Origin of the sequence: uncultured Chryseobacterium sp., from assembly GCF_913776365.1 — a bacterium.
Lineage (GTDB): Bacteria > Bacteroidota > Bacteroidia > Flavobacteriales > Weeksellaceae > Chryseobacterium.
In genome coordinates this window covers 1-14,320 of record NZ_CAJYMO010000341.1, presented here as the reverse complement: position 1 = coordinate 14,320, position 14,320 = coordinate 1, and the positions used below count along the sequence as shown (strand labels likewise).

16 protein-coding genes are annotated in these 14,320 nt (G+C 41.9%); 9 read left to right on the top strand and 7 right to left on the bottom strand.

Annotated features, from left to right (window positions below; genetic code table 11):
• Positions 1-251: 251 nt before the first annotated feature.
• The 5 genes from QZ735_RS18475 to QZ735_RS18455 form a co-directional block, all read right to left on the bottom strand.
• Complete coding sequence (locus QZ735_RS18475; RefSeq protein ID WP_294251750.1) at positions 252-752, bottom strand: DUF4252 domain-containing protein; 501 nt, start codon at positions 750-752, stop codon at positions 252-254.
• Positions 753-779: 27 nt separating this feature from the next.
• Positions 780-2,045, bottom strand: a complete 1,266-nt coding sequence (locus QZ735_RS18470) for a DUF4252 domain-containing protein (protein ID WP_294251748.1) — start codon at positions 2,043-2,045, stop codon at positions 780-782.
• A gap of 63 nt (positions 2,046-2,108) precedes the next feature.
• Positions 2,109-2,786 carry a hypothetical protein gene (locus QZ735_RS18465; protein WP_294251746.1) on the bottom strand — a complete coding sequence of 226 codons (678 nt, stop codon included), beginning with the start codon at positions 2,784-2,786 and terminating at the stop codon, positions 2,109-2,111.
• The gene (locus tag QZ735_RS18460; RefSeq protein WP_294251744.1) at positions 2,761-3,270 is read right to left on the bottom strand and encodes a sigma-70 family RNA polymerase sigma factor; all 510 of its coding nucleotides are present in this window, start codon (positions 3,268-3,270) and stop codon (positions 2,761-2,763) included. Before QZ735_RS18460 ends, QZ735_RS18465 begins: the two co-directional genes overlap by 26 nt.
• Positions 3,271-3,439: 169 nt before the next feature.
• Positions 3,440-3,700: a helix-turn-helix transcriptional regulator gene (locus QZ735_RS18455; protein WP_294251742.1), complete on the bottom strand. Its 261-nt coding sequence runs from the start codon at positions 3,698-3,700 to the stop codon at positions 3,440-3,442.
• 159 nt (positions 3,701-3,859) lie between these two features.
• Between QZ735_RS18455 and QZ735_RS18450 the strand changes: the two genes are divergently transcribed.
• The 3 genes from QZ735_RS18450 (at position 3,860) to QZ735_RS18440 (ending at position 6,532) form a co-directional block, all read left to right on the top strand.
• Entirely contained in the window at positions 3,860-5,191 is a 1,332-nt protein-coding gene (locus QZ735_RS18450) for a hypothetical protein (RefSeq protein ID WP_294251741.1), read from the top strand.
• A 14-nt stretch (positions 5,192-5,205) separates the two neighbouring features.
• Positions 5,206-5,802, top strand: coding sequence for a DUF6705 family protein (locus QZ735_RS18445; RefSeq protein ID WP_294251739.1), 597 nt, complete (start codon positions 5,206-5,208; stop codon positions 5,800-5,802).
• A gap of 103 nt (positions 5,803-5,905) precedes the next feature.
• The gene (locus QZ735_RS18440) at positions 5,906-6,532 is read left to right on the top strand and encodes a hypothetical protein (protein ID WP_294251737.1); all 627 of its coding nucleotides are present in this window, start codon (positions 5,906-5,908) and stop codon (positions 6,530-6,532) included.
• 33 nt (positions 6,533-6,565) lie between these two features.
• Here the strand turns inward: QZ735_RS18440 and QZ735_RS18435 are convergent, their stop codons facing one another.
• Together QZ735_RS18435 and QZ735_RS18430 are read right to left on the bottom strand one after the other, a co-directional pair.
• A complete protein-coding gene (locus QZ735_RS18435; RefSeq protein ID WP_294251735.1) occupies positions 6,566-7,726 on the bottom strand; it encodes a GlmU family protein in 1,161 nt (386 codons plus the stop codon).
• A gap of 105 nt (positions 7,727-7,831) precedes the next feature.
• Entirely contained in the window at positions 7,832-8,083 is a 252-nt protein-coding gene (locus QZ735_RS18430; protein WP_294251733.1) for a type B 50S ribosomal protein L31, read from the bottom strand.
• A gap of 185 nt (positions 8,084-8,268) precedes the next feature.
• On the opposite strand from QZ735_RS18430, the gene QZ735_RS18425 reads away from it, so the two are divergent.
• The 6 genes from QZ735_RS18425 (at position 8,269) to QZ735_RS18400 (ending at position 14,111) form a co-directional block, all read left to right on the top strand.
• The gene (locus QZ735_RS18425; protein ID WP_294251731.1) at positions 8,269-9,681 is read left to right on the top strand and encodes a hypothetical protein; all 1,413 of its coding nucleotides are present in this window, start codon (positions 8,269-8,271) and stop codon (positions 9,679-9,681) included.
• A 13-nt stretch (positions 9,682-9,694) separates the two neighbouring features.
• Positions 9,695-9,886: a hypothetical protein gene (locus QZ735_RS18420; protein ID WP_294251730.1), complete on the top strand. Its 192-nt coding sequence runs from the start codon at positions 9,695-9,697 to the stop codon at positions 9,884-9,886.
• The gene (locus QZ735_RS18415) at positions 9,886-10,212 is read left to right on the top strand and encodes a nucleotide pyrophosphohydrolase (protein ID WP_294251729.1); all 327 of its coding nucleotides are present in this window, start codon (positions 9,886-9,888) and stop codon (positions 10,210-10,212) included. The genes QZ735_RS18420 and QZ735_RS18415 overlap by 1 nt, the downstream gene beginning before the upstream one ends.
• 80 nt (positions 10,213-10,292) lie before the next feature.
• The gene (locus QZ735_RS18410) at positions 10,293-11,525 is read left to right on the top strand and encodes a 3-phosphoshikimate 1-carboxyvinyltransferase (RefSeq protein ID WP_294251727.1); all 1,233 of its coding nucleotides are present in this window, start codon (positions 10,293-10,295) and stop codon (positions 11,523-11,525) included.
• A 38-nt stretch (positions 11,526-11,563) separates the two neighbouring features.
• Entirely contained in the window at positions 11,564-12,358 is a 795-nt protein-coding gene (locus tag QZ735_RS18405) for an SDR family oxidoreductase (RefSeq protein ID WP_294251724.1), read from the top strand.
• A 148-nt stretch (positions 12,359-12,506) separates the two neighbouring features.
• On the top strand, positions 12,507-14,111 hold the full coding sequence (locus QZ735_RS18400) for a hypothetical protein (RefSeq protein WP_294251721.1): 1,605 nt from the start codon (positions 12,507-12,509) through the stop codon (positions 14,109-14,111).
• Positions 14,112-14,320 lie beyond the last annotated feature (209 nt).

Below are 14,320 nucleotides of genomic sequence, written 5' to 3'. Positions count from 1 at the left end.
GAAACCTGATTAGGTAAAACTTCTGAATAAGAAGGGACTAGAAGAACGTCATCGAAAGTGATGGCTGTCTCTACAATTTTGTTATGAATAGACATCTTTACTTTCTTGCAAAATTAAGGTATTTTGCCGAGATACGAAAATCGATTTTGATAGTTTACATAAAACTTAATAATCAACAGTTTAAATCAACAGAAAGCCGTTTTTCAAGTGAAAACGGCAGCCTGTACTATATAAAATTTGAATGAATGTTCTTATTTGTCGGATGCTGAAGCAATCATTTTTGAAATATCATCTGCCGTAAAATTTCCTTTTACATCAACAAAAACAAGCTCTTTTCCGGAATGGACGGTAATCATCATATTCCTGATGGCATCTCCTTTCTGCTTTACCCGGATGTTCACATGATCACCTTCATGTTTTATGGTGGCCCATTCCTCATAGTTGTTATGATTCAGATACCCCGCAAAATCATGCAGCATTTCCGGATCGCCGTTTTCCACGGTCATGACCTTTATTTTGGAAACTTTCCTGACCAGCCTGATGACTTCTTCCGCTTCCCCGTCCTCTCTCAATGCTTTCTTGATGAAAGGCTTCGCCAAAAACAAAGGTACATTGATGCTGACGAATTTCGCTCCTTTAAAATCGTGTCCCGAATCTGAAAAATAGGCCATATTAGGTTTCTCCGAAACGATGCAGGACTGCAGCAGGAAGATCATTCCCAAAGCCAGACAAATACTTTTGATTATTTTCATGGTTTCTTATTTATTTATTTTAATGAATTAGTTAATAGCCCTCAGTGCTCCTCCGGAAGTTTTGCTGATTTCGGATTCGATTTTCGGGTTCCCTTTGTATTTGATAATACCGCCGGAAGAAGCCTTTGCTTTCAGCTGTTCTATGGCGTGTCCGGAAATGACCGCTCCTGAAGTGGCTTCTGTTTCAAGGATATCAAATTTCAGTCTTTCAGCATTGCACACCGAGCCGCTGCTCCCGTCGATCATACCGGTGTCTGCATTACCGCTGAGATTTGCAGCAGCACCACTGGAAGCTTTTATAACAAGATTCTTGGTATCAATTGCAGAATTTATCACAGCGCCCGAGCTCAGTTCCGCTTCAGTACGGTCTGCGACGGTAAAGTCTCCGTTGACTACTGCTCCGGAAGATACATCGATCCGGAGGTTTTTCTCACTGACTTCATTTACGGCGTTGAATATGGCGCCTGATGAGGCTTTGATGTCATTCATTGCCGGAGCAGACACATTTACAGTAACATTCCTGAATTTAAGGTTTTTCTGTCCTTTATTATCCACAAACACTTTCAGAACGCCGTTTTCAGCTTTGGTGACAATATACTGGAGCTTGTCTGCATCAGCAATTACCTTTACGCTGGAAGGGCTTTCCTGTTTGAAGTTTAAAATGATTCCTGTGCTCACCTCGAGGGCAGAGAAATTTCCTACATTCCTGTTTTCCCCGTTCAGGTAAGAAGATTTGCTTTCAGAAGCAAAACTGCTGCTGCTGCTGGAAGAAGAGCGGGTTTTGGTTTCACTGGAGTTAACGAGTTTACTGATGTCATCCATGGAGAGCTGCCCGTCCAGTTTGATCAGGATGCTTTCTTTCCCGCCGTTGTCGATGCTCAGCAAAAGGTCATCCAGCACTCCGTTTTTTTCTTCAGCCGACAGGAACCTGATCTTTGCACCGCTGCTGTTCATCGTCATGATCTCGCTGTAATTCAGGTTGCTCAGATAAGAAGCGATATCTCTGCTGACCTGGGATGCGACCCCTTTCCGTGAGCCTGCATCGGAAGGTTTTTCAGCAATCAGGATCTTCAGGCCTTTTATTCTGGATAACAGGGGTTTGATCTGGTCCAGTTCCGCATCTCCCAGGTCCAGGCTGCTGAGCATCCCGAACATAGGTTTGGCGATTTTGATGGAAGTCACACCCTCCGCTTCCTGATATTTGTCAAAAAGCTGGTCCAGCCTGTCTTTCTGCCCGTATACAGTAAAGAAGTGGGTGAAGGCCAGAGCGAATATGATGAATATTTTTTTCATAAGGTTAAGATTAAGGTTAATTGAATTATGCTTTCCCTGATCAGGTGGAGTATTTTAGGTTAATTAATAGTTATCGTCTACAACTTTTGGCTGCGCCAGTTTTTCATTTACATTATTTGCCAGGATCTGAAAGGAGTATTTGGTCACATTGATGGCTTCTTCCACATTCTCAATCTTTTTCCCGTTTACAATAACATAGGAATCATTGTATCCGGAAGGATCTTTCACTGCTTTATCTTTCGGGGTGCGGGAAACGTATTTAGGTTTCCGGTCTTTTTTCATTCTTCCCCTCTTCGGCAGGATTTCTTCCAGGTAGTCTTTTTCAGCCATCGTATTTTCCTGGAAAACAGAGTCTTTTTTTGCTACTTCCAGAGAATCTGAAGGGTGGTTGAAAGCCACCTGTTCCTGAATTTCGTTATTTTCCTTTACAAAGCTGCTTTTCTGCTGCCTGATACGGTTTTCCACCAGTCTGGCCTGGTCTTCCACGCCTGATTTCTGACTGATGCTGAAAATAAAACCCAGCCCCAGTATCATGGCCAGCCCGGCAGCCATCCAGAACCATTTCGGGAATGCAGGTTTTGTTTGGGTACGGAGCGGAATTACCGGAGTTTCATCAGCCTGTGCCTCATCGGCATCGCTTTCCGCTTTTTTGAGGAAATCCTCAAAATCCCAGTCCATTTTTTCTTCCCTGATCTGCCGCAGGGCTTCGTCGTATTTATCTTGAAATTTGTCTTTGCTCATAGCTCATCAGTTGTGAGATTTGTTCTTTTACTTTCTGTCTGGCCCGCATCAGGTTTACCCTGACTGCATTTTCTGCCATGTCCAGCATTTCTGCCACTTCCGGTACTTCGTATTCTTCCACGTCCTTCAGATGGATTACCGCCCGCTGTTTTTCCGGAAGCTGGTTGATAAACCCGATGATATGCTCCTTCAGGTTATTGACGTCCATGCTGTAGAGTTCCGAGCGGTGCAGCTGCAGGTCTGCGAAACCCGTTTTGACCTCATGGTGCTTCAGCCGGTTCAGGCATTCATTCCGGACGGCTTTCAGGGCGTAGGACTTTAAATTTCCAAACTGTGCCAGCTCATCTTTCTTCTGCCAGAATTTAATCATCAGGTCCTGCACCACGTCTTCCGCCTCATCACTGCTTACCACAAACCTTTTCGCAAAGCGATACATCTCATTTTTGAGAATAAATACCGAATCCTTAAAGGTTTCCTGTGTCATAAGTTTTGTTTCTATAAGTAAGACAACCGGTTTTTACATTTTATTACACCGAAAACAAAAAAACTTCAAAAAAATTTGAAGTTCCTACTGTTTATCGAGAAGCTGCCTGAGAAATTCAATTTCTGCATCTTTGTCCTTCAGCCTTTGTTCGTATTGTTCTATCAGCTTTTCAGGAAGCTGATTCTGATAAAATAAAACCACTATGATCGCCGTTTGTACTATTGATTGTAATATTATCTCCGCTTAAAAAATCAAGCACGCTTATTTCAAGTACCTTTGCTATATCCTCCACCTGGTGGAAATCCGGTTTGGTTTTATCATTTTCAAAGTTGGAATAGGTTTTCTGGGAAACATTCAGCACTTCGGCAAGGTATTCCTGCGTAAAATTTTTACCGAGTCTTGCTTTCTTTATTTTTTCGCCTAACGTCATAGCACAAAAGTATTTCCTTCAAAAGTACATAATTTTTCCTTTCAGAAAAATACTACGGAAACCAGTAATTTCTTACTGTATTTTCTCAGTTTGTTTTTCACACCTTTGTTGAGGAATTGAAAAATTTTATATATTTAACCCATTAAAAACAAAATGACTATGACGAGAAAAATTATTTCGTGGCTGCCGCTCTGGGCAGTATTCCTTTTCACCTTTTCTTCCTGCGTCCATGATGAAGTCTATTCGGCTTCCGATCCTGAGTCTAGTGAATATACCAACAAGAGCCTTTGGAAAGAGAACGAGAAATACATCAAGAATGTAAAACAAATCTTTGATGAGTATGCAGACCATCAGTACTTCAGTTCCCACTTTGGAACTGTATACTGGGATTATGCTACCACCATGGGGACTTATGATGAAAGCTTATTGGAAGTGCCGGTCATCAAGAATTCCGAAGTCAGTTTTATTCTTCTGGTATACCGGGAAGGAGACCGGGTTTTTTTCAAAAGAAAAGATGAAGAAAATTCAAAAAAGTTCTTTCATACCCTTGTTTTTACAGACAGAAAAAAGCACCGGGTATCAGGAAAGATCCCGGCAGGAAACAAGACTGCATCCAAAACGGTTTGCTATACCATGGAAACAACGGTAACCTGGACCAACGATGACGGGTCTGAAGGGCCTACATTTTCTTTTTCTGAAACCCATTGTTTTCCTACAGGACCTTCACTGCCCTGCCAGGCTGTGGATGTGAATCAGACCTGCGGAGGTTCAGGCGGGGGCTACGGAGGAGGATCATCAGGCGGGGGCGGAGGAAATAATGGCTATCCATACCCGCCGGCTGTACAGAATCCTTGTGAGAAACTGAAAGCTCAGAACCAGAACCAGGTTTTTAAGGAAAAGATAGCGGCACTGGATAAACCTGCAATACTAAATCTGAAAAAAGAAACCGGATTTTCTGAAAGCAAAAGCGGAGCATTTACACCTTTACCACAAGCGGCATCAACTGCTGGCTCAGATGGGATGACCGTAACGGTAACACCCAGTCTAAAAGGATATATCCATACTCACCTGAATGATTATCTTACAGGAAATGTAAATGAAAATGGAGAGCAGGAAATAAAACAACCTATCCGAATGTTTTCTCCGGCAGATGTAAATACATTAATGACGATGGCAGGAATGGCAACTGATGGTAATTATAGCGAATTGTATGGCACGATGGTGTCCAGCTATGGAAATTATACTATTATGTTTACTGGAACAGCTGCTGATATTAAGACAGGATTTGACACACCACAATGGACAAATGATTATATTGCATATAGAATAAGAAATCCATATTGGTCTTTTGAAAAATTATTTCTTAACTTTTTGAAAGAGAGAATGAATGTACAAGGTATAGAATTGTATAAAATAAAAGATAACGGTACTGTACAGAAAAAAACATTAAATTCAAATAATAATGTACAATCTAGCGATTGTCCTCAATAATAAAATTTACAACAATGAAAAATATATTATTTATACTCACATTATTTATAATGCTTGTTTCGTGCAAAGCACAGATTATAGGAACCCTGGAGCAATTTGAAGAATGTGCAATGCGTCCTAATCATGATGAAGGATGCCCGGACCTTGAAAATATTACGTATGTCAAAGACACTAATAACAGGCTTAACCAATTTGTCGGAATCTGGAAAGGAAATTACGATAGTAAGCAATATGAAATTAAATTAGAGAAAAAAGTCAATTACAAAACTGAGCCTAATGATGGTCTTTCTTGGGATATGATAATTGGTAGAATAAAAGTAACAGATAACTCTGGAAATACTATTTATAATTCTATGAACAGACCGGATAATGACACTTATTTTTGGGGATATAATTTTCAAAAAAGATCGTATGTAATGCATTTTGTTGGAAACTATGACTGTTTAGAGTCTGGCGATGTTTTTATAGAAACGAGATTAAATAATACTAATGAGATGACATTGTATTATTCTCAGGATAAGGATGGATTATTAAACCCTGCAAAATGTCCTAACTTTTCAACTTATATCCCGTTTTTACCAACACAAAAAATGATTTTAATAAAACAGTAAAGAATACCAATAACAAGCTTGAATAGTTGCCAGATGATTGAATTAAAATTCTACATCTACAATAATTTATAAATGAATCTGCGGCAGGATCTCAACAAGATCCTTGTCTGCAGTGGCGGCAGGAATTATTATGGTTACCCATCTCACTTTTGTACAGGCCCAGATTAAAAGGGATTTGAGGACTGGGACTGAACATCCATCAACGGATATTACAAAACTTTCAGGAAGGTTAATTTCCGGAGAAACACAGCAACCGATTTCAAATGCAGACACTTTTTTTATTACGAACAATAAATTCCTGAAATCGACAACCAATCAGAACGGCTATTTTTCAATAGAAATTCCAAATGATCTTATGGAAGAAGAAAATGTACTGTATTTTAATTTTGACCATTTAAATGAAGTAAATAGGAATCAGCAACATCGCAAGGACAGTATAAATGGATCTTCTTATGGAGATCAGACTCTGATTTTTTCAAGAAATGAAAGAATAGAAAACAGAAAGTTTAAAATCAATTATAAAGGATTTGAAATTGGAGAAGTCGTAATTGTAAATGATCCACCGCCTGATTACTACTATTTCGACGGAAAAAATATCAGTGAAGAAAAATTTAAGGAATTGAGGAAAAACAATCCCCGGTATCAATATTTCATGTTTGAAGAAAAAGCGGCCGATGTTATTTCCCAAGACGGATTTATTGATAAACTTTATTTATTATACTCAGACTAAAAAATAAAACCTCAGCATCACTGAGGTTTTATTTTAATACGTATCAAAAATATATTTCATAATGGCCTTATCCTCATCGGTGATTGCCACTTTCCGTCTGGCCATGGCCCTGCCGGCCACTTCGTAGGCTTTGTCGAGTTTGAAGCGTTCATCGTCTTTGAAGCCGCCCCAGGAGAAATTTTCTACGTGGTTTGGCGGGAAACCTTCCCGGAAAATGTTGGAAGCAACCCCCACTACCGTTCCGGTGTTGAGCTGGGTATTGATGGCGGTTTTGGAATGGTCGCCCATAATCAGGCCGGCGAACTGGAGGCCGGTATCTTCAAAAGATTGGGTACGGTAGTTCCAGAGCTTCACGTTGCCATAATTGTTTTTCATGTTGGAAGAATTGGAGTCCGCACCGAAATTGCACCATTCCCCGATTACGGAATTCCCGATAAAGCCGTCGTGCCCCTTATTGGAATACCCGAAGATGATAATATTGTTTACCTCTCCGCCCACTTTGGAATGTGGGCCTATGGTAGTGGCACCATATATTTTAGAGCCTAAATTGAATTTGGACTCTTCACATAATGCAATGGGGCCGCGAAGGTGGCATCCTTCCATTACCTCAGCATTTTTCCCGATATAAATTTTTCCGGTCCGTGTATTCAGGGTGGAGAATTCGATCTGGGCCCCTTCTTCGATGAACAGGTCTTCCGGATTTCCTAAAAGTCCGTTGGTGGAAGACAGTTCCTGTGAGGTTCTTCCTTTTGTCAGCAGATCGAAATCGAAATCGATGGCTTCTTTGTTATAGGTAAAAAGATCGGTAGGTTTTTTGAAAAAGACCAGCTCTTCTTCGATGTCCGTCATTTTTTCGATCTGATGGAGGGAAAACCCGTCCATGTTGATCCTGGCAGCCACCAGCTCGTCTTCATATACCAATGCCTCACCCTGCTTCAGGTCCCTGATCTGCTGAACCACCTTTTCAGTAGGGAGAAAGTTGGTCACCAGAAAGAGGCTTTCTTTCTTTTCGGGTTCCGGGAATTTCTGCTGAAGGTACATTTCCGTGAAGTAGGAAACTTCCGTGTTGCCCAGGATTTTCTGCCAGCGTTCGGAAAAAGTAAGGATTCCGCAGCGCATTTCTGCTACCGGGCGGGTAAAGGTAAGCGGGAGAAAATCTTCCCAGTACTGTGCATCTGAAAATACCAATTGCATCGTTCAGTAGAGTTTAAAGTTTAAGAATCAATGTCCGGCAAAAATACAAATAAAAAAGTCTCCCGGGAGAACGGAAGACTTTTTAAATATGGTAAAATCAAAAAATTACTTAGCGAATTTTTTGTATTTGTTCATGAACTTGTCTACTCTACCAGCAGTATCAACCAATTTGGTTTTTCCGGTGTAGAAAGGGTGAGAAGTAGAAGAGATTTCCATTTTGATCAATGGATATTCCTGTCCTTCGTACTCGATGGTGTCTTTGGTGTCAGCAGTAGATTTGCCGATAAATACCTCGTCGTTACTCATATCTTTGAAAACAACAAGTCTATAATTTTCTGGGTGAAGTCCTTTTTTCATAATACAATTTTTAAAAAAAAATTAAAGTTTTGCTTTCGAAATAGTAATGGTATTTCTCTGCTGATTTTAGGTTGCAAAAATACAATATTTTTTAAAATATACAAATAGCTGATCAATAATTTTTTACAGACAAGAAAATTGAAGTATTTTCGTTACATTTGAAACCTATTTAAACTTTAATTTCGATGAAATTCAAATTAGTGCTGGCTTTTTCTTTCTGGATGCTTCTGATGGCGGTATCCTGTAATAAGGACGACATCAGTTTCGATGCTCCGTCTCAGGAATTAAGCTTTTCAAGGGATACGGTATTCTGCGACACCGTTTACCACCAGGTCCGTTCCGAAACCTATGCCGTAAAGGTATATAACAATGAAGACAAGGATATCCTGATTCCGAGGATCCACCTGGAAAAAGGTTCTTCTTCCTTATATAAGATCAATGTAGATGGAAAACCCGGGTTTGATTTTAAGGATGTCCCGCTGAGAAAGAAAGACAGCCTGTATATTTTTGTGGAAATTGCACCGGAAGCGACAGGCCCGGAAGCCATCGCCGAAGATAAGATCCTATTCCAGAGTCCCGCCGGACAACAGAATGTGGTGCTCTTCTCGGTAGTCCAGGATGCGGAATTTTTTATCAAAACCCCAACGAATCCGAATATCATTGCCTCCGGCACGACCTGGACCAATACTAAAGCGAAAATTATCTATGGGGATTTAACCATCGACGAGAATGTCAGCCTGAATATACAGGCCGGAACCAAAGTATATTTCCATAAGAACAGCGGCATGAAAGTACTTGCCGGAGCGGCGCTGAATATCAATGGAACCGTTACCGACAACGTTGTCCTGCGAGGCGACCGGAACGACCCGGCTTATGATACCATCCCTAAAAACTGGAATTCCATCAGAATGGAAGCCGGTTCCACTCTTACCATGAATTATGCAAGACTTTTCGGCGGGACAAGAGGTCTCGAGCTGAAACAGGCCAATGCCACCATCAGCAATTCATTCATCCACACCTTCCAGGAGTACGGAATGTATGCCGTAGCCTCTACCGTCAATGCCAGGAACCTCGTGATGAACAACTGCGGGGAATCGGCCATCGGAATTTTTAAAGGCGGAAACCATACCTATACCCATTCTACTCTGGTAAACTATTCAGATGTGCTTCATTCCGCTAACAGGAATGTTGTTTTTGCCAGCAATGAATGGAAAAATGCTTCAGGACAGGCCGAGCAGGGTGCGCTGATCTTTAATGTAAGAAACAGCATCTTGTATTCCGACCGTGATAATGCGGTGAACTTTGAGCAGACGCCGGGACAGCAGTTCAATTTTACGTTTCAGAACTGCCTGCTGAAATATTCCGGGACTTCCGAAGCCGGATTCCCGTTTGATAACAACGTCAATGTCATCCAGTCCGTCAGAAATCAGGATCCGCTGTTTGTGAATTATTTTGTAGCCAAGATGAACCTGAGGGTGAAACAGAATTCCCCGGCCATCGGTAAAGGAAGCACGACGGTTGCCGCAACCGTTCCTACGGATATTGCCAATGTATCCAGGACTTCAAACCCGACCCTGGGAGCTTATCAATATTTCTAAAAGCATATAGAAAATGGATTTTGATCTTGTTAAGACAGGTGCTTTTATCGTATTGGTTGCAGTATATCTTATCGTGAGAAAGCTTTTCAAAAAATTTGCTGATTTCACTGAAAATATTGGGAATACAGCTCATCAGGAAAACGAATTACATTTTTTAAAATCTAAAGTTGCCGTTCTTGAAGATCAGCTAAAACATAAACCTTAATGGAAATTACCAATCTCCAGCAGCAAGTGGACGAATGGATCAAAACCGTCGGCGTCCGTTATTTTAATGAGCTCACCAATATGGCCATGCTGACGGAAGAAGTCGGCGAAGTGGCGCGGATTATTGCCAGAAGATACGGCGAACAGAGCGAAAAGGAAAGCGATAAGAACAAAGACCTGGGCGAAGAGCTTGCCGACGTCCTGTTTGTGACGCTGTGCCTGGCCAACCAGACCGGAGTGAATCTGCAGGAGGCTTTCGATAAAAAAATGAAGATCAAAACGGATCGTGACAAGGATCGTCATCAGAATAATGAAAAATTAAAATAATGCCGGAAGACGGATGCCGGAAGTTCAGTACCTTATCCTGCTTCCTTTCTGCGTTTCCGCCTTTCCCATTCAGAAGAACAATGAAGAAGTTAGAAAAATCAGCCTTAAAAGAAAATCAGACCCTACAGATCAGCGGTTCGAAAAGTATTTCGAATCGTTTGTTGATTTTGGAAAGCCTGTTTAACAATATAAAAATCGGGAACCTTTCCAATTCCCAGGACACCCAGCTGTTAAAAAAGGCCCTTTCGGAGAATACGGAAACAGTAGACATTCATCACGCCGGTACGGCCATGCGGTTCTTAACATCCTATTATGCTATTCAGGAAGGAAAGACCACCGTGCTCACCGGATCGAAAAGAATGAAAGAAAGGCCGATCAGGAACCTGGTTACCGCTTTGCAGCAATTGGGCGTTGAAATCCAATACCTGGAAAACGAAGGTTTCCCGCCGCTGAAAATTACGGGAAGAAAGATTACAGAACCCAAAGTGGATGTTCCTGCCCATATCTCCAGCCAGTTCATCACTTCCCTCCTTCTGATTGCCGGAAAACTCGAAAAAGGACTAAAAATCAATCTGGTGGGGGAAATCACCTCGAGATCCTACATTGAAATGACCCTGGACATTTTGACCAAAGCAGGAATTCATAACAGCTTTGAAGGAAATACCATCAGGGTTAAACCATTTACCGGCCATCCGTCATCCGTCATCCGGTATGAAGTGGAGAGCGACTGGAGCTCCGCATCGTACTTCTATTCTTTTGCAGCATTGGGAAGACAGACCCTTCATCTGAAAAGCTTCTACAGAACCTCTACACAAGGCGACTCTGCCATTGCAAAAATTTATGATGAATTCTTCGGAATTAAAACGGCATTTACGGAAGAAGAGCATAAGATCACCCTTCAGCCCGCCGAAGGTTTCCGGATGCCGGAAAAGATCGTGCTGGACATGAACAACTGCCCGGACATTGCACAAACCTTGTGTGTGACTGCCGCCGCCCTGAAAATCCCGTTTGAAATTTCAGGCCTGGGGACATTGAGGGTAAAAGAAACCGACCGGCTTCTGGCACTGTACAATGAACTTAAAAAACTGGGGACCGAAACGGAAATTACGGATTCTACCATCCGATCGGTGAGCTTTGGTGAGCCGCAGGAAAACAGTTCCATTAAAACGTATCAGGATCACCGTATGGCCATGAGCTTTGCACCGTTCTGCTTAATGAAGGAATTGAATATAGAAGATGAAAAAGTGGTAGAAAAATCGTATCCGGTATTCTGGGAAGATTTAGAAAAAATCCTGGCTCCTTTACAAGATTAATTGTATTATTGAATTCAAAAATTACAGACTGAAAATAAATGTCAAAAACCATTATCATCACCGGAACCTCGTCAGGAATAGGTTTCGTATTAGCTGAATATTTCGGAAAGAAAGGCCACAAGGTTTATGGGTTGAGCAGAAAGCACACCGAAAGTTCTCATTTCACATCAATTCCGACGGATGTTACGGATAACGATGCCGTACAGCAGGCTATTGCAGAAGTTCTGAAAACCGAAAGCCGGATCGATGTCCTGATCAACAATGCAGGAATGGGAATGGTAGGTGCCGTAGAAGATTCTTCGAAAGAGGATATTTTAAAACTGTTCAATCTGAATCTTGTAGGCGCAGTGCAGATGATGAGTGCCGTAATGCCTGTCATGCGGGAAAACAAATTCGGCCAGATCATCAATGTTTCCAGCATCGGAAGTGAAATGGGCCTGCCGTTCCGCGGATTCTATTCGGCCTCGAAATCAGCATTGGATAAAGTAACGGAAGCCATGCGGTATGAGGTGTACCCGTGGAACATCCATGTGTGCTCACTGCACCTGGGCGATATTAAAACCAATATTGCTGAAAACCGGGTTCGCACAAAAGTTTCAGAACCCTACAAAAATGTTTTTGATAAAGTGTATGCCCTGATGAATTCCCATGTCGGCGACGGAACGGAACCGCTGGAAGTGGCGGAATATGCAGACCGGCTGTTGGAAAAAAAGAAATGGAAAGCCCATTATTATTTCGGAAAGTTCGGACAAAAAATCGGTGTTCCCCTGAAATGGATCCTGCCGCAGGGAACTTATGAAAATCTGATGAAGAAATACAATAAACTGGCGTAAATTCAGTTATTTAAAAAAATAAATCAATCGTATTTTAAACCGGCGGAGTTTTGCGGAAATTAAGTTCAGGTAGAAGCAAGCATTCCGGGCTTTTAATTGTTTACACTTAAAATTTCCGACAGCAGCATACGGTTTAAAAATCCAGAGTTTGAAACGGCTTCTCAACATATGCTTTGTACTGTTCTGCGTCTTTGCCCAGGCGCAGAAAAAAACATATTTCCTGATCGATTCGGAAACGAACGTCAGGAAAAAAGTGAAAGATTCCGTTGCTGCCGTAAAATTCCTGGATTCCCTGGCTCAGACCAATTACTTTTTCACCCAATTGAAAACGGTACGGAAAAAAGGGGACAGTACGGAAATTGTATTCGATAAGGGGAAAAATTTCAATGAAACTTACGTTAGCCTTTCAGATTCCATTGCGCAGAGAATCAAGGTTCCGAAAGACTTTTTCACTAAAAATTTAGATTCCACGAAAAAGAGCATCAATAAAACCTATATCGATGACGGATTTGCCTTCAGCAGGATCAAATCCAGATACAAAGGCCGCAAGAACGGCTATCCCCTGGTAGAGCTCGACATCAGTAAAAACAACAAAAGAACCATTGACGGTTTCGTAGTGAAAGGCTATACCAGTGTTCCGAAGAGATTCATTAAAAACCTCGAAAAGGAATTCAAAGGGAAAACCTATGACGACCGGAACCTGGTGGCCATCAACAAAAGCTTCCAGAGCCATCAGTTCATTACCCTGGAACGCCCGCCCCAGACGCTGTTTACCAAAGATTCTACCAGCATCTACCTGTTTATGGAGAAAAAGAAGACCAACAGTTTCGACGGGGTCATCGGGTTCGGGAACGACAAAACGGAAAAATTCACCCTGAACGGAACCCTGAATGTAAATTTCAGGAATATCTTCAACAGCTTTGAAACCATTAACCTGTACTGGCAACGGAATCCGGACAAAGGGCAGACTTTTGATCTTCAGACTGATATTCCTTATCTTTTCAAATCCAATGTCGGGCTCAATATGAAAGTGAATATTTTCAGGCAGGATTCTACCTTTGCCAACGTAAAAGCGCTGCCCGCATTCTATCACCATCTGAATGCCAGAAACAAGCTCGGGCTCAGGGGAACCTTCGAAAGTTCGAGCATCATCGATACCTTGTACGTTCAGGGGAAGGATTATAACAAAAAAGGGCTTGGAGTCTGGTTTGAAATGGTAGAGCCTACCGATGTGGACCTGTTCCTCTACAAGACCAGAATTAATGCAGGCTATGACTATCTGACGACAACCTATACCAAAGACAACATCCGGTCTCCGCAGAACCAGTTCTACTTTTTCGGCGAACACAATTACCATATCAACGGAAACCACTTCCTCAACATCAAAGCGGAAGGCGCGATGATGGATTCCAAAATCGAGTTTTCTGCCAATGAGCTCTATCGGTTCGGGGGCTGGAATTCCATGCGGGGCTTCAACGAAAATTCCCTTGCTGCCGATTTTTACTACTACGGAGGATTGGAATACCGGTATCTCATCGGCAATCAGGCTTTCTTTGATGTCTTCGGCCAGTACGGCCAGCTGAACAATAAATCCCTGAATGTGAGGCCCAAGCTTTACAGCGTAGGCCTGGGATTCAATTTCTTTATTCCGATCGGCCTCATGAGCTTCCAGCTTTCCAACGGTAACGAATTCGGAAATCCTTTTAAATTCAACGATATTAAAATCCACTGGGGCATCCTGAGCAGATTCTGAGGATGCGCTTAACCGGCTACGATACAGCATTTCAGGAAATTGACCGGATTGATGCGGATCTAAATCTGTAGACCTCGAACCATTACTGAATAAGCCCAAAGCTGTTCCGGCATAGCATTCATTATACAATCATACAACATATGGTACATCCCAGCTGATTTTGAGTGGCCTTTTCCGGCAGGCCGCTCTTTCGCCTATACATTAATTTT